This is a genomic window from Neobacillus sp. NRS-1170, assembly GCF_050468025.1.
Map to the genome: position 1 here is coordinate 20,650 of NZ_JBITPF010000020.1, position 19,195 is coordinate 39,844.

Genomic DNA, 19,195 nt, shown 5'->3' on the forward strand with positions numbered 1-19,195 from the left:
TACTTTTTTCCTTCATCGGTCAAGCCAAACCAGCCTCCTTCGTATGTCTTAACTGCTCCAACACACTTGGATCCTTGATTTTATTATCCTCCGCTAGCATCATGACCTTTGATAGGATCTCCGCTGTTTTTGGATCTTCATCTAGGAATGGCAGGAAGAGCTTTCCTCTATGCTGCGAGTGAACTGGCAGGATGTTCAGGTTTCCACTTGCTTGCTTGTAGGCCATGGCACTACCTAAGTGGACACCGTATTCCCCGAGATTTCCTTTTATCAGTGCGAAGTTTCCTTCGATTCTTACATTGCTAATTTTCATCAATCTTAGAGATTCCTGTAGGATGGCTGCTCTCATTTCAATTGTTGTTAGGCTTGCTTCTGGGTCAACGCCGCCAACATGGGCGACACTTACGACTAGGTCTACATCTCTCATTGTTTCAGATAAGATGATTTTTGGAATTTTGCTTAACTCTATGCTTTTATAGGTGTTTCGGTCAAAGAATTCTACCGTTTCAAGGGTTGGGCTTTCGACGTCAGAAGGTGAGAACCAGTCTGCAATTGCATAGATTTTTGCAATGATGTTTTCCTTGTGATAGACCTTTTGCAGTCCTTCTTCATAGTTAACGGTCCACAGGCGATTTTTTAACAGGGCAACAGCTTTCTTTGGCTGAATTTGGTATCCTGCATAGCGTCTGGATTCTGTTCCCGCTGCTTCTTCGTCTGCATTTAGTCGGTATAGCTCACGGAATACTTGTTTGAATGGCTGCTTGATTTGCTGATCAAATAGATAACGCTGGTAGTCACTCCAGTTGCCGCTTTCATATAGGTGAACCGGGTGAGCAATTGTAACTTTATCGTCTGACTGAAGCTGATAGCTTTCCCCTGTTGGAGTTTGAAGCTCTTCTCCAGTAAAGAAGCCTAATTTGTCACCAGCCTTGAACACAAGCTTTTTCACAAGTGGAGCAACAACTGGATTTTTCATCATGTTGACTAGTTCCAGTAATGTGAATGGTGTTTCTAGCTCCATGGAGCGTTCAAGCTCTGCTTTTGCTCGGCTATATTGCTCCTTCAGCCCTGTGTTTACTTCTTTTAGCTCTAAGATGTATTCATGCTTCTTATATTTTTGTGGGACGGATTTCAGCTCTTTGTTGTTTTTGATGACCTTGATGGCACCCTTCCCATTTACATCAATCACTAGCTGAACCGTCATATCGTCAATCTCCACTGGCTCTAGGACGTGCATGACCTCTTCCATTTTCCGCGCTTCCATATCCCAGCGTAATCTTGTTACATCCTTATACCCTGCATTTCGAGCGAGGTTATCTAGTGCAATCGTAACAATCTTTGCTTCACTTGCACGTCGCTGTGCTCCAAATTGCTTGCTTTCTTTTAAAAATTTTTGTATGAACTCGTAGCGCTCTAGCACATCATTCGTGTTTCCTGAATCAATTGGGATCAAGCTATAGCACAGTAAATGATCCTTGTTTCGCTTCGTTTCAACGGAGGTTTTCATATCCTCTAAGGTTAGCTTACCAAGTGTCGCATCAGCAAAAAGCTGGGCACGGCGATGGTTGGCACCTGCTGAAATATATTTTGCACAGTCATATAAAATATTGAAGCGCTCCTCACCTAATTGCGCGTATGCCTCTTTAAACCAATCAATATCAAAGGCACCATCATGGAAATCCTCTGGAGAAATCGGTGAATAGTGCGCAACTATCGTTTCTTTTTCAGCAGAGAAGGATTCATTCGTATGCGCATGGAAATACCAGGATGCACTCTTTAGCCCGTCCCATTTTAAATATGCTGCTACAATATCTAGCCATTGTGGTGCATACATCGCAGCCTCAAGTAAACGTTTGTCAGAGATCTTCTTTTCTTTTACAAGTTGTGCCAGCAGCTCCTCGTTCTCGCCCTCCTTCGGGTGACAGACTTGTAGTAAGTGGCTCAACGCTTCCTTCTTTGTCACATTCATATTGCCATAGTAATAGAAATAGCCACGGACGAACGATTCCTTATCGAGTCCTGATAATAACGTTATCAAATACTCCATGCCCTCGTAATACATGATACCTGTTGCATGTGGAGTGACCTCTGTTTGGAGGTCACCACGCTTTAGTTCAATTTCAAGGATACGAGCGATGACCTTTTCTTTTATCTGCTCAATTGAAGGATGCTCTTTCGTGAAGCCCTTCTTCGCATTTGTTAGCTCTAAAATGTGATCTCTACTATTCTCTCTTCCTAATAGCTCTTTTGTCAGTTCATTCTCGTCGATAAGCAGTAGATCATAGGCTCGGACTAGCTCTTCAAGTTCTGGACCAAATCTTTTGAAGTTATTAATAGTGTATAACTTATACAATAGAAGGAAGTAGGTTTTGTTGGATGCATCATCATACACATTTGCCTTTGCCCAATCTAACCATGGGAATGCAATCAGCTGATACATCTGACGCTCTGACTTCCGCTTCTCCTCAGGGATAGATTCAATCATCGTATGAAGCATCCCACTTGCTGTATCGAAAATGTCTTCTTTGTTTAGGTCCTGGAAATAAGACGATACAATTTCGTTAATCTGACTATAATAAAGAAGCTCAGGTGCAAAGGTATAGAATGCCTTTACCTTCTCTAATGGATACATGCTATCGAGAAACTCCTTGCGCCAATCATTTGGCTTTATATACTCATCCAATTCCCAGCTTTTAATCTTTTTATAATAATAGCGATACACTAGGTCTAAGCTGAACATGACATTTAGCTCGATAAGCTCAGGTGTAGTGATTTTTGTTGTTTTTAAATAGTCCTTCCAAACCTCAGCTAGCGGCAGGTCATTGATTCCCTCCCGTTTGTCCTGCATGTTGACGTTTCGACCCCGTGTTAGAGTTGTACCCACTAAGTGCGTTTCCTTATAACCATACCAATCCACTTCATATTCGTGCTCGCGATGCTCGTGAATTAACTCGGAAAGGCCGGTTAGGAACTCTTGGATTCTTGTAAAATCGGTCGAGAACACGTTACTGGTCTCGACTTTTGGAATATGGTCAGTTGGCAACTCGCATTGTTTTTCTGGATCGTATAGACCGAAACCGTTCTTTAAGCTATATTCCTCTTTTGTTGTAAGCTTGTCGATTAATAGCTTTTCTTTTTCAGTAGGTGTCTTGATAACCTTGCATTTATCTTTTACCTTTTTGAATTTTTCCGGTGATGCTTCTTTTAACTCTGAGATCATTTCAAGTCCGCCAACCCGTTGCAGTTCACTTTTACTTGTTAAAAGTCGGTCTAGTGATTCTTCTAGTTTTTCGCCTACTAACTTTAGTAAAAGCTTAATAGCACTTTGACGAAGGTTTCCTGTTTTTAATTTTAGGATTGCTTCAACTTTGTCTATTTCGTCAGGTGTGAGGGTTAAATCCAGGATTCGTGTCATCGCTTTTTCACGATTGGTCATGCTTTTATCAGATAAGCATGCAAAAATATACTCGCGTTGAGCAAGGTTGGATTGATTTTGTGTAAAGCAATCGAGTAAATAGCCTCTCGTGTCTGAATTGAACATGTCTTTTTTCTTGATGATTTCCGTGATGAGTCCATGGTCCATATCATAGGCGATCAGGTAAAGCATCTTTTTTACGATGGAGTCAGCAGAGTAAGCTACTTCTAAGCCGCTGAAAACCCTGGATTTGATTGTTATTTCTTTTTTCGGAGCAGTGTCTAACATTGCTTTAAAAAGAGTGAACTGGCGTAGTCGCTCGGACCTTTCTTCAAGTGCCGGAATACGTTCGAACTCGATTTTATGAATATACTGATTGGTCTTACGGTTCCAGTTCCACGAAAAATAGCACTCGTACGTATAGTTAGTGAGCAGAAAAACTTGGAGCTCATGGTCGGTTTCGTCTAGATGCTTGGAGGCAATTGTGTACTTGAGCAGGTCGTTCTGACTCTGGGCGAGCAAATATTGAGCGACAATCTTCTGATAGGTTTCGCCGTTATCCATAAGCGCGTTTACCTGGTGCTTGAGGTCCTCCTCCTCGATTACTGCACTTGCCCATAGACTTGTGTACAGCTTGTTCATATCCTCACTCTGCAGCCACCGCTTGCGGAGGTCAGGGTTAGTTAGGCATTCATGGATGTATTGAATCATTTGCTTGGTGACGCGGGCTTGCTCTGCCTCAAGGGTTAAGCCTGTCCACACGTCGATGGCTCTAACAACAGAGCTGTATCGGATTAGGTTGTTGTCAAGAATGACGTTAAGCAAGTGTATTGCTGCCGCTAGTGTGCCTTCATCCATTGTTTCGACGATGCTTTGGCGGAGACCCTCTTGAAGTCTCGCTGCCACAAGGAGATCGCCGATGATGGTATAGGCTTCCTCACGATGGCTGAGCAGCATGCCCTTTATCATCTCTCTAGTGAGGAGGGCAGTGTTGTTGTCGCCATAGATGACTTCTTTAAGTGCGCTTAGCACGTTGTCGTTTTGCTGATCTAGCTCGAAGGCGATAATGTCGCTGATCACCTGGTTGTTTATGTCAAGCTGTCGGTTTGTAAGAATGTCCATGATGGTTACGTGGTGCTTTGCTAGATCATGGAGTGATGCGCACTTTTCGATGATTCTGTTTAAGTGGGCTATTATGTTTTTGGTGCGGAATGGTCTCCGGTCATAGCCCGTTGAGTAGGAATACTCGGTTGCGTGATTGATGATGTATTTCATGATAGTGGCGTGGTAATCGCCGAGTAAATTCCGTGTTAAGTCCACTAGCCGGTTGAGCTTGTCTTGGTCAGTATCTGCTTGCTCGTTGAGCGTATTGGTGAAGCGACGAATATGTCGCTCCTGGTTATAGTAATCCGTTTGCATGAACTTTAGGATATGTTTAGCTAGCTTTTGATCCTGTTCATCGAGTGTTGCGATCTTTGCTTCATAATCTATCAAATAATTTCCGTTTGATTCTATCGTCATTTCGTATCCTCCTTTGTGTGGACCTGGGGATGGTTCTCCTCGTTCATTTTGAACCACAGGAACGTTCCTCTGGTTTAGTGCAGTCAGCCTACCACATCCGGCCCGTGAGCATTGTCAGTCGTATGAACACGACTTCGGTGTCCTCTGTTATATCTAGTGGGGTATCTAGTTGCTCAGCCTCTTCGTCATTTATGAACACTCGGTATAATCCGTCTTCAAAGGCTTGGATGGCGGTTTCAATTGCTCTCGTTAGATCTGCTTTCTTGTCATTATATAGTATTTGGAAGCCTACTTTTCCCGCTTGGGCTTGCTGCTCGATGTCTGAGTTAGAAAGAAAGTTTATAAGTGGTGTTTCTGGGTTGCTAGCTTTGTTATTGAACGTTTCGACGTTTTCTGTTACGACTTGGGTAATGAGTTCTCTTAGTGTGTTTGGTTTTTTTTGCATCTTGTATGGTTGTTTTGTGATGAAGTTTTTGCGTTTTGCTAGGGATTTTAGTGATATGTATATGTTCATAAGCAATTACCTCAGTATTTTTATAGTTTTCAAAATAAAGAGAGAACCCTTTTGGGCGTCCCATCATTTGATTCTTCGATATAATCCTTCAGTTCCAGAAGGATCTGTTTAGCCTTTACCTGAGTATTGTGACCAACCTCAATTTAAGCCAGAAACATTTCGCATAACTAAACTGCTTACGTTACTTTCATTGAAGCTTCTTCAAGGTTTTTATCTTTAACTTCTGGTGCAGTTGTATCACTACAACCTCCAAGAAAGATAAAAAAAATAATTACCGCCTTTTCAAATTCATCCTAAAAGTCATTTTTATTAAATATTATCATTTCAATATATGTTATAGTTGCTTTTTCTAATAAAATTCTTCGAATGCTCCTTTTACAGACCTGTCCGTTATTTCAATAAGAAAAGCCACCAAAAATGGCAGCTGGATCTTTAAGTCTTGCACCCTATAGTTTAAGTACATTGTTTCACAAAGTTGCCTTTAACTTTTCTATTACCGAGAACTATTTTCCTTTTTGTAATGTCACCGTTTCTTGATGTTAGAATACAGGAAGTCATTAAAAAAATGACACACAAAAGGCCCATTCTTTGTTAACGGTTCGATATACTGAGTAAGTCGTGTATTGGTTTAACTACAAAATTTACCATTAAGGAACATGGAGCCTGGTGTTACTATATTAAAGTTTATTTACACTACAACCGCAGTACTGTCACCACATATGTCAAGTGGTCTGTTTTACTTTTAATTTGACTAATTGAAGCATCTTAAAAAAAGGTTCCCTATTTTAAGGAACCTTTTCTAATTAGTATCCACTTTCTGCTTAAGCTAAACTGCCCCGTTACTTAAAGAAGAAAAAAGCTTTGCTCCTATTTATGAAGTAAAACCCTATGTTCATCCATTAATTTGAATTATACTACACGGTTAGTTGTATACCCCGTTTAATATAAATATTGGTAATTTAATAATCTAGGCATCCATCCAATCATATTTGGGTGAACACTCATAATTTACTGTAACTTTGAAAGAAAGGATGATATTAATGGTTTATTACATAGTTTTGCATCACTACCATCCATGGTATAAACCATTTATGGTTCCATTTATTCCTCCACCACCGGTACCACCAGCTGCTGTTACCTATCGAAATTTGTTGAACGATTATTATTTAAAATACACTTATTAGACTAGGCTGTGGTAAAAGCAACTAGTTTTTTCAAGAAAGCACCCTTTAGTTTAAGAAGAGCTTGATATACAGGCATTGTTTAAATGATGTCCATTTCTATTATTGTATAGAAAAAATATCAGTCATCACATACTAATCTTTCTAAAGATTGTATATGATGACTGAATAATAAGCATGTTCGCTGATGCAATCGAGAATTAATGATGAGTAAATTTATTTATCTCTTCACTTCAGAGCATTAAGTGCGACCTTGGCAGCTTCTGCAATAAGCGTATTGTCATAGGTGGCATTCTGTTTATCGTGGCTAGATAGAACTGCGATGACAATGGGAGCTCTATTCGGCGGCCAAACAACCCCAATGTCATTCCGCGTTCCATAGCTTCCTGCTCCGCTTTTATCATCGACTTCCCAACCTGTTGGTGCGCCAGCACGAATCAATGCATCTCCAGTGGTATTTCCCCGCATCCAATCTGTCAGGATCTTACGTTTTTCAGCAGGGAGCAAATCGCTAACTGCGAAAGCCTTGAGGCTCGTAGCAAGTGATTTTGGTGTGCTTGTGTCACGTGTATCTCCAGGAACTGCTGAGTTCAAATCCGGCTCGTAGCGATCAACCTGGGTAACGTTATCTCCAATCTGCCTTAGTGCTGTTTCAAATCCCTCAGGGCCTCCCATTTTCTCTAATAAAAGGTTCCCTGCGGTGTTGTCGCTATATCGGACAGCAGCCTCAATAACTTCCCGAAGAGTCATCCCGGTATCTACATGAAGCTGTGTGATTGGTGAATACGATACTATGTCCTCGCTATTGTATGTAACTAACTGGTCGAGTTGTTCAATTGAGTAATGCTGTAGCAATGCACCAGCGGCTAGAGCTTTGTAAGTAGATGCGTAAGCGAACCGCTCATTAGAACGATAGGAGATCGTCCGATGTGTACCTGTATCGATAGCGTAGACTCCGAGCCGGGCATCATATTTGTTCTCGAGTTCTGCAAACTCACGGCGTATTTGGTGTGCTGGTGTTTTTGTGACTCCATTTTCGGGCTTGTCAGAAAGGTTATTGGTGGTCATTGACCAGCCGGTAAGGGGTACAATTGCAACCACTAGCAATAACAGGGCAAATATAAAATTATTTTTGCTGAAAATATCATGTGTTTTCCTCAAGATCTTAACCTCTTTCTATTAATATTAGATGTTCTGAAAATAAATAGAATAAGCAGGTTTAATCAGTATGTTGTAATTAACACCGATCGGCTATTAACCAGCAGATTCTAAAAATTGTGTATTACACTTAGATTCAATTCCGTTATTTATGTAACGAAAAATTTATTTCGTTAGCGGCCTATTTAACCATGTTCAATATCATTTTCATAACCTTAAGCTGCCCCGAAATGCTGGGGGAGAATTTCCTCCTTTCTTCAATTTGAAACATGTGTAATCTAATATTACACAAAAAACTACATATGTAGTATTTAATTACATACGTAATACTACACCTGTAATAAAAAGATGTCAATATCATTTTGTATTTAGCTTTCCTTTTTCATTTAGGTCAAAATATGCCCGAAAAACCCGCTGGCTGATGATATTAGCAGCACTGTGTGGCTGAGCGTAACCATCACGGAAGGCATTTGGTACAATAACGGCAATGGCAATCTCGGGATCATTGAATGGAGCATAACCAGCAAAAGAAAGATTCCAAGTCTTCACCCCATTTTTATAGGATTCCGAGGTCCCGGTTTTACCTGCGGCATTGTAGGGTTCGTCTTTAAAATATCCTCTCGCTGTTCCTTTGGAACCATGGGTAACCAGCCAAAAACCTTGTTGAACCCGCTTTAGCATCTCCTCACTCATATCCACCTGATTCAGCACCATTGGTTCGATTTCATCGATCACGTTGCCCGGTTCATTGCCATTCTTATTGGATTCACGAATCTCCCTAACCAATTGGGGTTTCATCCGGTATCCTCCATTGGCAATCGTTGTAATATACTGGGCAATTTGCATCGGTGTATAGGTATCTATTTGTCCGATGGCAATTTGAAAATAGGTGCTTGTATTGGTTCCTTTAATTCCTGCTGTTTCATTATCAAAACCAATTCCGGTCGGAATGCCCAAACCAAATTGGTTGAAATAATAGCGGATGGTTTCAATTTTTTTCGGATTGATATTCAATGTGCCTTTTGGGACATACTTTCCTCCCATAATTTCTATCGCGGTTTTCCACATATAAACGTTTGATGAACGCTCTAATGCCTCTAATTCGTTAATTCTGTTCATGACTTGGTAGGAGGAAAAGGTTCCCGATCCCTTAAATCGCATGACTTCATCTAGCTCGATTTCCCCGAAATCCCTGACACCCGTTTGGTATCCAGTTAATACGGTGGCCCCTTTTACAACGGACCCCTGTTCAAACGCATAAGTGAAGGTTCCCGGTGTAAAATCGGTAAACTCCCGGGACTGCCTGTTATACACTTTTCCTGACATTGCAAGAATGCGGCCTGTTTTCAGTTCCATCGCCACAACAAAGGCAGTGTCAAGCGTATCCGTATGCGGCTTTTGGATTGCACTGACTAACTCTTCCTGCATAATTTTTTCCACTTGGGCTTGGAACTCCATATCAATGGTCAGAACAATATCCTTGCCGCTCTTCCCTTCCGATACAGTCTCTGTACTCACCACATTTCCATTTGTATCAGTCACCGTTTTCACTTTTTCCTTTTGGCCTTGCAACACTCCATCATAAAGTTCTTCAATATAGCTTTTCCCGACGCGATCATTCAGTTTGTGCCCTTTAGACGTATAGTATTCCACCTTATCAGCCGGAAGACCTTCATCTGCACTCGTTACGTCCCCAAGCATATTCCAAAACGTTTCCCCGTATGTGCGGCCCCTCTTCCAATCGGTCGTGACATCCACACCCGGCAGATTTTCCAGATTTTCATTGACCTTCGCATATTCTACATCTGTTACATTTTCATTTTTGATCATCGTCGGGGTTAAAGCGATGGCAGAAGAAAGTTTCCGGTAGATGGCTGCCAGGTTTTTGTCCATTGCCTGGAGATCGCTTTCTGTAATGCGGTTCAATTTTAATTGATATAAATCCTTGTCATTCAGCTTTTCCTGTTTGTATAATTTCTCCTCCTTCTTTGTGATTAAATCCGTGCCATTGTTATGTACCAACAACCAGATATCTTTCAAATCCCGATCCGTTACTTTATTGATCTCTCTATCAGTCATGACCAGAAAGGTATTTAACTTTTTGGCCAGTTCAAGCAATTCGCCCGGCTGTGGATTTTTCGGCGGTGTATAAATAATCGCCTTTTCCGGAATATTGTAGACAACTAACTTATGATTCGTATCATATATTTTTCCACGCGGAACTGAATAGCTGATGGGCGTCACATCTGTCTGCTCAGCCTGAGCCGCATAGGCTTCCCCTTTGATAATTTGGAGAACGCCAAGGCGGAGAATCAGGATAGAAAAAAGAATAAAGACCATGAAAAAGAGTCCATTCAGTCTCCATCGGATTGGGTTTTTTACTATATTATCTTTCTGCCTTTTATGCTTCAAAACGTATCAGCCCTTTCATATTGGGAAGTTTGTGAACAAGTTTTTTAAATACTACAATTGTAGTATTTGGTCCAAAAAAGTCCCAAAAAGGTGGGGTAAACCTTTCTGGGGTTAATTATTAATATATCTTTTTATGATGCAGGATCTGCTTGGCAATCTCCGCGGCTTTGCTTCCTTGGGCATTCCCATTCATATTTTGAATATTAATCGCAAAATAAAAACGATCATCACCTTTTTCGACAAAGCCAATAAACCAGCCATTTACATTCTTTCCATTAATCATGCCGGTTCCCGTTTTACCATACAACCGTCCATTCTTTTGGCCATCGATTAAAATTGCCTTTTTTACCGCTTTGATATTTTCCACTTTAAAATCCCATTGATTTTCTTCTAATTGGTATAATAATTGGACTTGTTCAATGGGTGATATTTTTAAGGAAGATTCCATCCAGTAACTATCCAAATTCCCTGAAAGATCCTCATTCCCGTATGTTATTTTGTGAAAATAATCTTGCAGCTGCGTTCTCCCTAACTCCCGATCGGTATTTTGGAAATACCAATTAACGGAACGGCTCAAGGCAGTCGCTAAATTTTGATTTTGATTCCATTCTGAATAGGGATAAATTTTCCCGTCCCAAACTTGTTCGTTGTTATTCGCGGAAATCACATTGGATTCCAATGCAAATAAGGCAGAATATATTTTATAGGTGCTATCAGGAGAAATCCTCTGTTCACTCATCTCTCGATTATATATTTGGTATTGGTTTTTAGAGGGATCATATAAAACAAAGCTTCCCTTGTAGCCCTTAAAATAGGAGCTTAGATCTTCATAGACCGCATTATTGCCGCTAAATCGATACAAATCATCTGGGCTGGCAATAACGGTAGTGATTGGAGCAAGCAAGAGTACAACAATTCCTAAAACAGCGCAGATGACCTTGCTTTTCCATTTCAATAATAAAGAATCGCTAGAGAATCTTGCGATGCACTGGATTCTTTGTGTGATTTGTTTTTTTGTGCCACCTATACCTGGAGCAAAATGTTCAAGGTTACGTTCATATTTTTTATCTGCAAACCGAATGATGGTATGCCCATATTCGATATATCCACTCTCATCCAAGAGATTTAAAACGGAAGCATCACAGGCTAATTCCCTATCGAATCGAATCCTTTTTAAGGCATACCAAACGAACGGGTTAAACCAATAAATAATTCGAAACAACCACATGACGTAATTCACGAACAGATCCTTGCTTTTATGATGGTGCAGCTCGTGCAAAAACACGTACTTTAATTCATTTAACGAGAATGCTTCTCCCGTTTTGCTTGGTAAAAAAATATAGGGTTGAAAAATCCCCACCGTGATAGGCGAGGTAATAAGAAAGGTCTCCCTCAGCCTTATGTCTCTTTTCACCCCAACCAACTCTTTGCACGTTTCTAATAGTTCATTTAACTTTTGGTTATGAACAGCCGCAGCTGACTTTTTCATCTGATAGATTTGATAGTTTGAATAAACAGCAGCCACAACAAAAAGAACCACTCCAATTACCCAAACTGTAAAAAATGTATGGTAGACGAAATCGGGCGTTGACTTGTTTACCGATACCGTGAAATCATGTAATAAATCGCTGTTTTGCGCCTGAGAGGCATCCACTCCATTCATTCTTTCACTCTTCGATGGCGCGTCTCTATGAAAAAATAGTAAGCTTTTAAAATAGCGCGTTCCTTCTCCAAGGCGAAAATAATTCCAAGGTATAAAGGTAGCAAGGATTGGAATGCAAAGAAAATACCAAATATGATAATGTGCTTTCACCGTCATATGATTGTTTAATAGCTTTTTGATTAACAGAATGATGAAAATAAGGAGGGATACCACGATTGTACTACCTAAAATCCGCAGCATCATGGTATCCATTATTTTTCCCCTTTCTTGTCTCTCATGGATAATATTTTCTTTAATTCCGAAATATCTTCATTCGATAACTTATCATTTTCAATAAAATTTAATATCATTGAATTTAACGTGCCTCCGAAAAACTGCTGAAGAAAGGATTTACTTTTTTGCTCAACATATTCATGTTTTTCAACCAATGAAGAATAAATAAACACTCGGCCATCTTTTCTTGCGTGCAAAGCATTTTTCTTGACAAGGCGCGCCAGCATAGTGTGAATGGTATTTGGCTTCCAATCACTCTTATTCGATAATTTCTCCACTACCTCAGGAGTCGAAATCGGCTCAAAGTTCCAAATAACCTTCATCACTTCATATTCTGCTTCTGATATTTGCGGAATATCCTTCATGATAACCCTCCTACTTTTACAACTGTAGTATTTATTATAGCAAGACGATCCAAAAACATAAAGAAATAGTCGTGACTTTAGCCTATGGAAAATAATCCCCCTTTGCATCCTGAGGATAGTACCCGTTAGTTGAACAAGAAATATTTTGAGATTACTAATAAGATTACTATTATCGGTATTTCTTTAATCTAGTAATTTAGCATCAGTTTTATAATAATTCATTTCAAATAAAAAGTGATAAACGGTCAATCCTTAACAGTTATCGTGATTTCCCTTATTTCCCTTGTTGGTGAAAAATACCAATAAATTTTAAAAAAGTTACTGAAACTAACTAAATATGTTTCGTGTTTGTCTATCTTGCTATTGGGTTGATCAGGAACCCTTACTAATAAATTTTGTCCATTATATCTTAACTTCCAATAATAATTACCTGTAATTATTGCTCTAACTCCGAAAAACTGCATTTTCTCTATGCACCCGAATTTCTTTAAAAGTGCTTGTAATTCTTCAACTAATAAATAATAATTGTCAGGTAACTCCCTTTTTATTGTCGCTATACTCACTTCTCCCTATAATATTTCTAATTAAAAAAATATGTTAATTTTCGCCAATTTATTTCTTAAATACATCTTATGATGTGTAATTTTATTAGAATACTACTCATTAATTTTATTACATAATCAAGAACGAGATTCCCTTTCCTTCATCAACTGCTTCGTTAGCACAATATATTTAACATAAGCACCCGTTATTATCGTAACCTTGTAAATCTGGCATGCTCTTCTTTTACTAAGCTTATGAATTTCTCCTTCTCCACATCCATACTTGTAATCATTTTTACATTTTTTTCACTGCTTAAGAACCGCTTCACCCTGCTGTTATTGTAGATTATATATTCGTATCTATAATCCTTCTCCATTAAGGAAAACCAATCTTCTTCCCTTAATCTGATAATGTGTTTTTGGAATTTTGATTCGGGTGACAAATTAGGAATGAAATGTCCAATTATATCGCCTGTAATATCAATTAGTAAATCAATAATAAAACTGGTAATGGGAGTTCACTCCTTAAGAAATTTGCTTAAAAACTATTTTATCTTTATCGGGAATACAAATATAAGTACTACTCTTAAACACAAAAAAATTGCTACTTTTTATTAAACTCTTGCACCCGTTAACTTAACAAGGACTAGTTAAAAGATAAATATTCTAACAATAATTCTCTAGTCTTTTCATTGTTCATATATTCATCGTAAAACGTTGGATAATTAGAGATGTTTTCTTCTAAAAACCGATATTGTCCAAAAATGTCAAAGAAGGATAATTTAAGCCAATCTATTTGACTTTGTGGGATTTTGCCTTGATTTCCCCTAAGAACATAACTTAAACATCCAGATATATTCATCCAATAAGTCCAATAAGATACGCCACCGAAATGGCAGCTGGAACTTTAACTCTAGCACCTTTACTTCAAGAAGAAATAACAAATAATATAGCTTTATGTACAACGAAAATTAGCAATGTTATTTTTGAAGGTTCTCAAAAAAGACTATTTTATTTCCGAATGGGTCCCCAATGCAAACCTCCCGAGAATTCCAAGGGGTTGTTCCGATGCCAGGACGAGCATACTTATATTTCTTTGATATAAGGGTTGAATGGAGTAACTCTAAGTTTTCTACTTCGATTCTTAAAGCACCACCAGGACAGCAATCTCCATGATGTTCTGAAAGATGAATAATACAATTTCCATAAGAAATTTGCATGTATAAAGGTAGATCATCATCAAATCGATGCTCCCAATCTAACTCAAATTCCAAAAATGTTAAATAAAATTCTTTGGCTTTTTCCTCATCAAAAATACGCAGGATTGGAGTGGGGCTTTTCATAGTTATTTTAGATGTGCTCATTTAATACACCTCCTTTTTTATAATTATTTTAGAACTCAATTACTCCTTATGAACTATTTTATAGTATTTGTTCCTAAACATCATATAAGATCAAAAAATTACATTCTTCTTAAAGTAACCTGCCCCTTCGTATTATAAGGTTAGCCAGAATGCTAAATATTTCTGGTTGACCATTTTTTATTTGGTGGTCTTATTATATCAGTAGCCAGGGTAGAACGTAACTGCCCGTGGGGCCTTCGACCCGTCAGCTAAACGGTTCGCCCCCTACTTGTAGAAACATGTTTGAGGCTGGTTGGGACTTAGATCTCGTATAACAAGCGAAGCTGTGACACTGCATGGAGGATTTAGGGGTACTGGCATATTACTAGTTTAGGAGGAGGATTTAAAATGAATCCAGTCATTGGTCTGGATGTTTCAAAGGGAGAAAGTCAGGTTCAAGCATTTTTAGATAAAGGCAAACCATACCGTAAGAGTTTTAAAGTTTCTCATACTATTGAGGGTCTTGATTTACTTGTAGAGTTTCTGGAGGTCGTAAAGAGAGAAACAGGTAAGAAACCACCAATCGTGCTAGAAGCAACAGGACATTATCATTCCTCTGTTGTTCATTACTTGGAGGACCGTGGATATTTATTGATCATCATTAACCCATTAATATCTTATAAGGCAAAAAGCTCAAGTCTTCGGAAAGTAAAAACAGATGCGGTCGATGCTTACCATCTCTGCGAGCTGTTTTATAAAGAGGATCTTGAGCCATATAAAAAGCGAGGAATTCAACTTTTAAACCTTCGAAATCTTACCAGACAGCACGAAAATATAACTGGGGTATTAATCCAAACAAAGCTACAATTTCAAGCCATTCTGGACCAGGTCTTTCCTGAATATAGAGGGGTTTTTGGCGACTTATATTCAGTAGTATCACTGTTAACTCTTTCAGAGTTTCCTTCATCTGAAAAAATATTAGAAGCAAGTGTTGAAACCATAGCTGACAAAATCGCTCAATTATGTAAAAGCCGTTCATACAGATGGGCTGATGAAAAAGCTATTCAACTTAAAGCTGCCGCAGACCGAAATCCATTTGAGAAGACTTTGTATCAGAGTCATATTTTGCGTCTTGGTATGTATATAAACATCATTCTTCAATACAAAGAGCACCTATCCAAGTTAGAGTTTGAGATAGATGCCCTCGCTAAAGAAGTTGAAGAATATAATATTATCAAATCTATCCCTGGTATCGGAGAAAAGATCGCTGCAACGATCCTTTCAGAAATTGGGGAGGTAGATCGATTTACCGATCCTAAAAAGCTCGTAGCTTTCGCTGGTGTTGATCCTAGTGTATTCGAATCTGGTAAGTTTACGGCCACCAAAAATCGAATTACAAAAAGAGGATCCAGCAGGCTTCGTCACGCCTTATATATGGCAGTTCGTTGTGCTATACGTGACTGTCGTAAGAGCAAAACAAGTGATGAAATCATTCCTCGTAATAAGAAATTACGAAAATTCTATGATAAGAAACGTGAAGAAGGAAAACCATTTAAAGTAGCTGTAATTGCTTGTGTAAATAAACTCTTACATTGGATATTTGCCCTTTTAAAGAACAGAACAACTTTCCAAGATATAGCTTAGAGCCTAAATCTAACTAAATAAAACAAAACCTTCCAAAATCAGAATAACGGAAGGTTATTTGGCATGCACATTTTTAGTATAGCATGAGTTATTTTAAGTTTTTATTGATAAATATTGACAAACTATTAGCTGGTTTAGCTTAAGTACATATCTTCACAAACTTTTATAAAAATTAAGCTCTGAAAAATCAGCTATTGTCCAATTAAGTTATAACGCCAATTATTACACTGCATAAAGCTTCCTGGAGGATATTCAAATTCACATTCAGAGATAAACTGAAAATCAAGCTTCCGACAAATTGCATTAGAGGCAGGATTATCAATCGATGGGAATGCGTGAATGTATTTATATTTGTTCTCACTAGATGCTTCTTCGATTGCTAACTTTACTGCTTTTGAAGCTATTCCTTTCCCTTGATACGAGGGTAAAACGCTCCATCCAGTTTCATATATACTTTCATTATTCCAAGTAGTTTGCCAATAACCCACAGAACCTACTGGTACCAATTCTGGTAACAATATAATGCTGTACATACGTCCTTTATTTCCAAGCTCAAGATATCGTTTATGTCGTTTCAAAATCTGCTCTTTACTCTCTGGACCACCAAGATGCTGCATCATTTCTGGAGCGTTAATACGAAAAAGTAAATCAAGGTCATTATCCTCCCAAGGCTTTATTTGAATGATATAGTTATTGGCTTCCAAATTTTTTTCATCCCTTCACTACTTTTTATTTACTTTTTCTTTTACGAAAGCTATAAATCCTCTATTTAAATGATATTGATGTGTTACTAAACTGACCCGTTAGTCAATAAAAACAGCCGCCGTAATGGAGCTTTATCTTAAACTCTTGCACTCTTTAGTTTAACTACATTTCTTCACAAATTTTGTCAGGATAAAGGTGATAGGGGTATCATTCCTTCCGATAGGTTGAACAGTATTCATCTGAGATACGGTAATTTTCTATTCCTGTTAAAGCCGCAACTTCAACTAATTTATGACCAAGACTATCCCATACCGCAACTGTATACAAGGACACCCATTCAAGATTCCCTCGTGAAACTCTGAAGGAAAAATAATCATTATCCGTTGTAACCAACACTTCCTCATAGGTAATCTGTTTGCTTTGCTTTTTGAACAAAATATACCTTATCATCTTTGGGTATTTGGACAATTCGTGCTATAAACATTCCATTAGGATTCTTCTTTATTTTTTAAATTTTGTTAGTTTCTATCTTTTGTTCTGGTTTCCCCTTCATACATCTCCCTCTCACACTAGAACTCTTGCCCACGTTAGTTGAAAAACCATTTCTCCCGCGGTATAGGATAGTATTCACCAGCTACAAGTTCTTGAGGTACGGCTTCGTCAATTCGTAAAAGGTCGTCTGAAGTTAAATTCATGTCAATTGCACCGAGGGAATCCTGAAGTTGTGATCTCTTTCTTGCTCCAACCAATGGGATAACATCTTCACCCCGAGATAGAACCCATGCGATAGCAAGCTGCGCAACAGTTACTTGCTTTTCTTTAGCAATTTCACGCAAGGACTCTACAAGGGCTAGGTTCTTTTCAAGATTTTCGCTGGTAAAACGCGGCCCATTACCGCGCTTATCATCAGAACCTAGCACTCTATCTTTAGACCATGTACCACTCAGTAACCCTCTAGAGAGAACACCGTAAGCCGAAAGCGAAATGCCTAATTCCCGTAAAGTAGGCAAAATATTTTTCTCAATCCCCCTATTAAATAGTGAGTATTCCATTTGCAGCCAACTAATAGAATGTACAGCGTGTGCGCGACGAATTGTATCCACTCCTACTTCAGAAAGACCAATGTAACGTACATATCCCTTCTTTACCATATCGGCAATTGCACCAACCGTTTCTTCAATTGGTATGTTTGGATCGACGCAAGCTGTGCCTGGTTGATATAGATCGATGTATTCAACACCTAGGCGCAGTAGGGTATCTTCAAGGAAATTCTTTACTGAATGAGGGTGGTTATCACTCTTTCGATGACTCTTGCCCTGTGAGTGTAGCTTGCCATCGAATTTTACTGAAATGAAAACATTTTCCCGTTGGATTCCTTGGAATGCTTCACGTAGAAGTAATTCATTATGTCCATCACCATAGAAATCCCCTGTATCAAATAGTGTAATGCCTTCCTCAAGTGCCGCGTGGATTGTTGCAATGCTTTCCCTTCGGTCAGAATTCCCATATAGCCATGACATCCCCATACAACCGAGACCAATCTCTGAAACTAGTGGACCGTTATGACCGATTACACGTTTTTCCATTGGTATATTCCCCCTATCTCTTCAATAAAAAATATAAGTGAATTTCCACACCGTATTCTAATTGAACCAATCTGATACCAGTTTCGTTCCGAAACCCTATTTCATCCTTGCATTTTTTTAATTAATTCTTTCTTTACTAAAATCAAAATTCCTTTATTTTATGATACTAATTGTTAGCAACCTGCACACGTCAGTTTAAGTACAAACCTTTATAATCTGAACAGATTGCTGAACACAAGTTAAACACCACTCTTCAACTAACCCGCCACGTTAATTCAATAGAAAAGGAGATTGCAGCAGTCATCCCATCTTTAGCTAAAGCACCCCGTTAGAACAATAAGGTTTTAATCATCATAACAGAATCCATAAGTCCAATGATTTTGATTAATTTCATCCTTATCAATATGAAAGCAGTCCAACGGATACTTATTAAATCCAGGCAACTTCTAATAATAATCTATATCATTTTCTGCATTTTTCTGTGTCGAATAAATTCCAATCATTTTGGTTTCTTCGATAAATTCACCTTGGTGTTCCCATTTACAAATATGCTGTAAAACATATACATAGCACACAGAAACTATTCCCCCAGTTTACTGATTCAAGCACCTATTGGTTGAAGATTGTTTGTTCTTCATCAGGTAAGATTTCTCCAGACCAATCACAGTTAAAACATTCAATCCCCCAACCTTTAACAGGTACAGTTATTTCATCTTTTTTATTGTGATTAAAGATGAGACCAGTAAATGACTTTACTAAAGAATCTTGATTAAAATTCTTACCACAATTCGGGCAAAATTTTGGTTGCATTTCAGTCAGCTCCATCGATTTTTTATAGCCGAACACAATGACGTTCAACTAACCTCCCTCAAT

Annotated in this window: 15 protein-coding genes and 1 pseudogene; 2 read left to right on the plus strand and 14 right to left on the minus strand. The window is 38.6% G+C overall.

Annotated features, from left to right (window positions below):
- Positions 1-19: 19 nt before the first annotated feature.
- Both ACIFOT_RS08310 and ACIFOT_RS08315 read right to left on the minus strand, forming a co-directional pair.
- Entirely contained in the window at positions 20-4,936 is a 4,917-nt protein-coding gene (locus ACIFOT_RS08310) for a DUF4132 domain-containing protein (protein ID WP_430063852.1), read from the minus strand.
- An 88-nt stretch (positions 4,937-5,024) separates the two neighbouring features.
- Positions 5,025-5,450, minus strand: a complete 426-nt coding sequence (locus tag ACIFOT_RS08315) for a hypothetical protein (protein WP_430063853.1) — start codon at positions 5,448-5,450, stop codon at positions 5,025-5,027.
- A 1,040-nt stretch (positions 5,451-6,490) separates the two neighbouring features.
- Between ACIFOT_RS08315 and ACIFOT_RS08320 the strand changes: the two genes are divergently transcribed.
- Positions 6,491-6,634: a hypothetical protein gene (locus ACIFOT_RS08320; RefSeq protein ID WP_430063854.1), complete on the plus strand. Its 144-nt coding sequence runs from the start codon at positions 6,491-6,493 to the stop codon at positions 6,632-6,634.
- A gap of 225 nt (positions 6,635-6,859) precedes the next feature.
- Here ACIFOT_RS08320 and bla read toward each other — a convergent pair whose 3' ends face one another.
- The 7 genes from bla to ACIFOT_RS08355 form a co-directional block, all read right to left on the minus strand.
- Entirely contained in the window at positions 6,860-7,774 is a 915-nt protein-coding gene (bla, locus tag ACIFOT_RS08325) for a class A beta-lactamase (RefSeq protein WP_430063867.1), read from the minus strand.
- Positions 7,775-8,146: 372 nt separating this feature from the next.
- On the minus strand, positions 8,147-10,129 hold the full coding sequence (locus ACIFOT_RS08330) for a peptidoglycan D,D-transpeptidase FtsI family protein (RefSeq protein ID WP_430063855.1): 1,983 nt from the start codon (positions 10,127-10,129) through the stop codon (positions 8,147-8,149).
- 190 nt (positions 10,130-10,319) lie between these two features.
- Positions 10,320-12,116 carry a BlaR1 family beta-lactam sensor/signal transducer gene (locus tag ACIFOT_RS08335; protein ID WP_430063856.1) on the minus strand — a complete coding sequence of 599 codons (1,797 nt, stop codon included), beginning with the start codon at positions 12,114-12,116 and terminating at the stop codon, positions 10,320-10,322.
- Positions 12,116-12,502: a BlaI/MecI/CopY family transcriptional regulator gene (locus tag ACIFOT_RS08340; RefSeq protein ID WP_430063857.1), complete on the minus strand. Its 387-nt coding sequence runs from the start codon at positions 12,500-12,502 to the stop codon at positions 12,116-12,118. The genes ACIFOT_RS08335 and ACIFOT_RS08340 overlap by 1 nt, the downstream gene beginning before the upstream one ends.
- Positions 12,503-12,747: 245 nt before the next feature.
- Positions 12,748-13,065 (minus strand): hypothetical protein, encoded by a 318-nt coding sequence (locus tag ACIFOT_RS08345; protein ID WP_430063858.1) that lies wholly within the window; start codon positions 13,063-13,065, stop codon positions 12,748-12,750.
- A 625-nt stretch (positions 13,066-13,690) separates the two neighbouring features.
- Complete coding sequence (locus ACIFOT_RS08350; protein WP_430063859.1) at positions 13,691-13,906, minus strand: YxiJ family protein; 216 nt, start codon at positions 13,904-13,906, stop codon at positions 13,691-13,693.
- Positions 13,907-14,024: 118 nt separating this feature from the next.
- On the minus strand, positions 14,025-14,408 hold the full coding sequence (locus ACIFOT_RS08355) for a glyoxalase superfamily protein (protein ID WP_430063860.1): 384 nt from the start codon (positions 14,406-14,408) through the stop codon (positions 14,025-14,027).
- Positions 14,409-14,795: 387 nt separating this feature from the next.
- On the opposite strand from ACIFOT_RS08355, the gene ACIFOT_RS08360 reads away from it, so the two are divergent.
- Positions 14,796-16,031 (plus strand): IS110 family transposase, encoded by a 1,236-nt coding sequence (locus tag ACIFOT_RS08360; RefSeq protein WP_430063861.1) that lies wholly within the window; start codon positions 14,796-14,798, stop codon positions 16,029-16,031.
- Between the two features lie 191 nt (positions 16,032-16,222).
- Here ACIFOT_RS08360 and ACIFOT_RS08365 read toward each other — a convergent pair whose 3' ends face one another.
- The 5 genes and pseudogenes from ACIFOT_RS08365 to ACIFOT_RS08385 all read right to left on the minus strand — a co-directional run bounded on the left by ACIFOT_RS08365 (position 16,223) and on the right by ACIFOT_RS08385 (position 19,180).
- Positions 16,223-16,735: a GNAT family N-acetyltransferase gene (locus ACIFOT_RS08365; RefSeq protein ID WP_430063862.1), complete on the minus strand. Its 513-nt coding sequence runs from the start codon at positions 16,733-16,735 to the stop codon at positions 16,223-16,225.
- Between the two features lie 208 nt (positions 16,736-16,943).
- Positions 16,944-17,241, minus strand: a pseudogene (locus ACIFOT_RS08370) (hypothetical protein).
- An 82-nt stretch (positions 17,242-17,323) separates the two neighbouring features.
- Positions 17,324-18,322 carry an aldo/keto reductase gene (locus ACIFOT_RS08375; protein ID WP_430063863.1) on the minus strand — a complete coding sequence of 333 codons (999 nt, stop codon included), beginning with the start codon at positions 18,320-18,322 and terminating at the stop codon, positions 17,324-17,326.
- A gap of 446 nt (positions 18,323-18,768) precedes the next feature.
- Positions 18,769-18,897, minus strand: a complete 129-nt coding sequence (locus tag ACIFOT_RS08380; protein ID WP_430063864.1) for a DUF7336 domain-containing protein — start codon at positions 18,895-18,897, stop codon at positions 18,769-18,771.
- Positions 18,898-18,931: 34 nt separating this feature from the next.
- Positions 18,932-19,180 carry a hypothetical protein gene (locus tag ACIFOT_RS08385; protein WP_430063865.1) on the minus strand — a complete coding sequence of 83 codons (249 nt, stop codon included), beginning with the start codon at positions 19,178-19,180 and terminating at the stop codon, positions 18,932-18,934.
- Between the last annotated feature and the right edge of the window lie 15 nt (positions 19,181-19,195).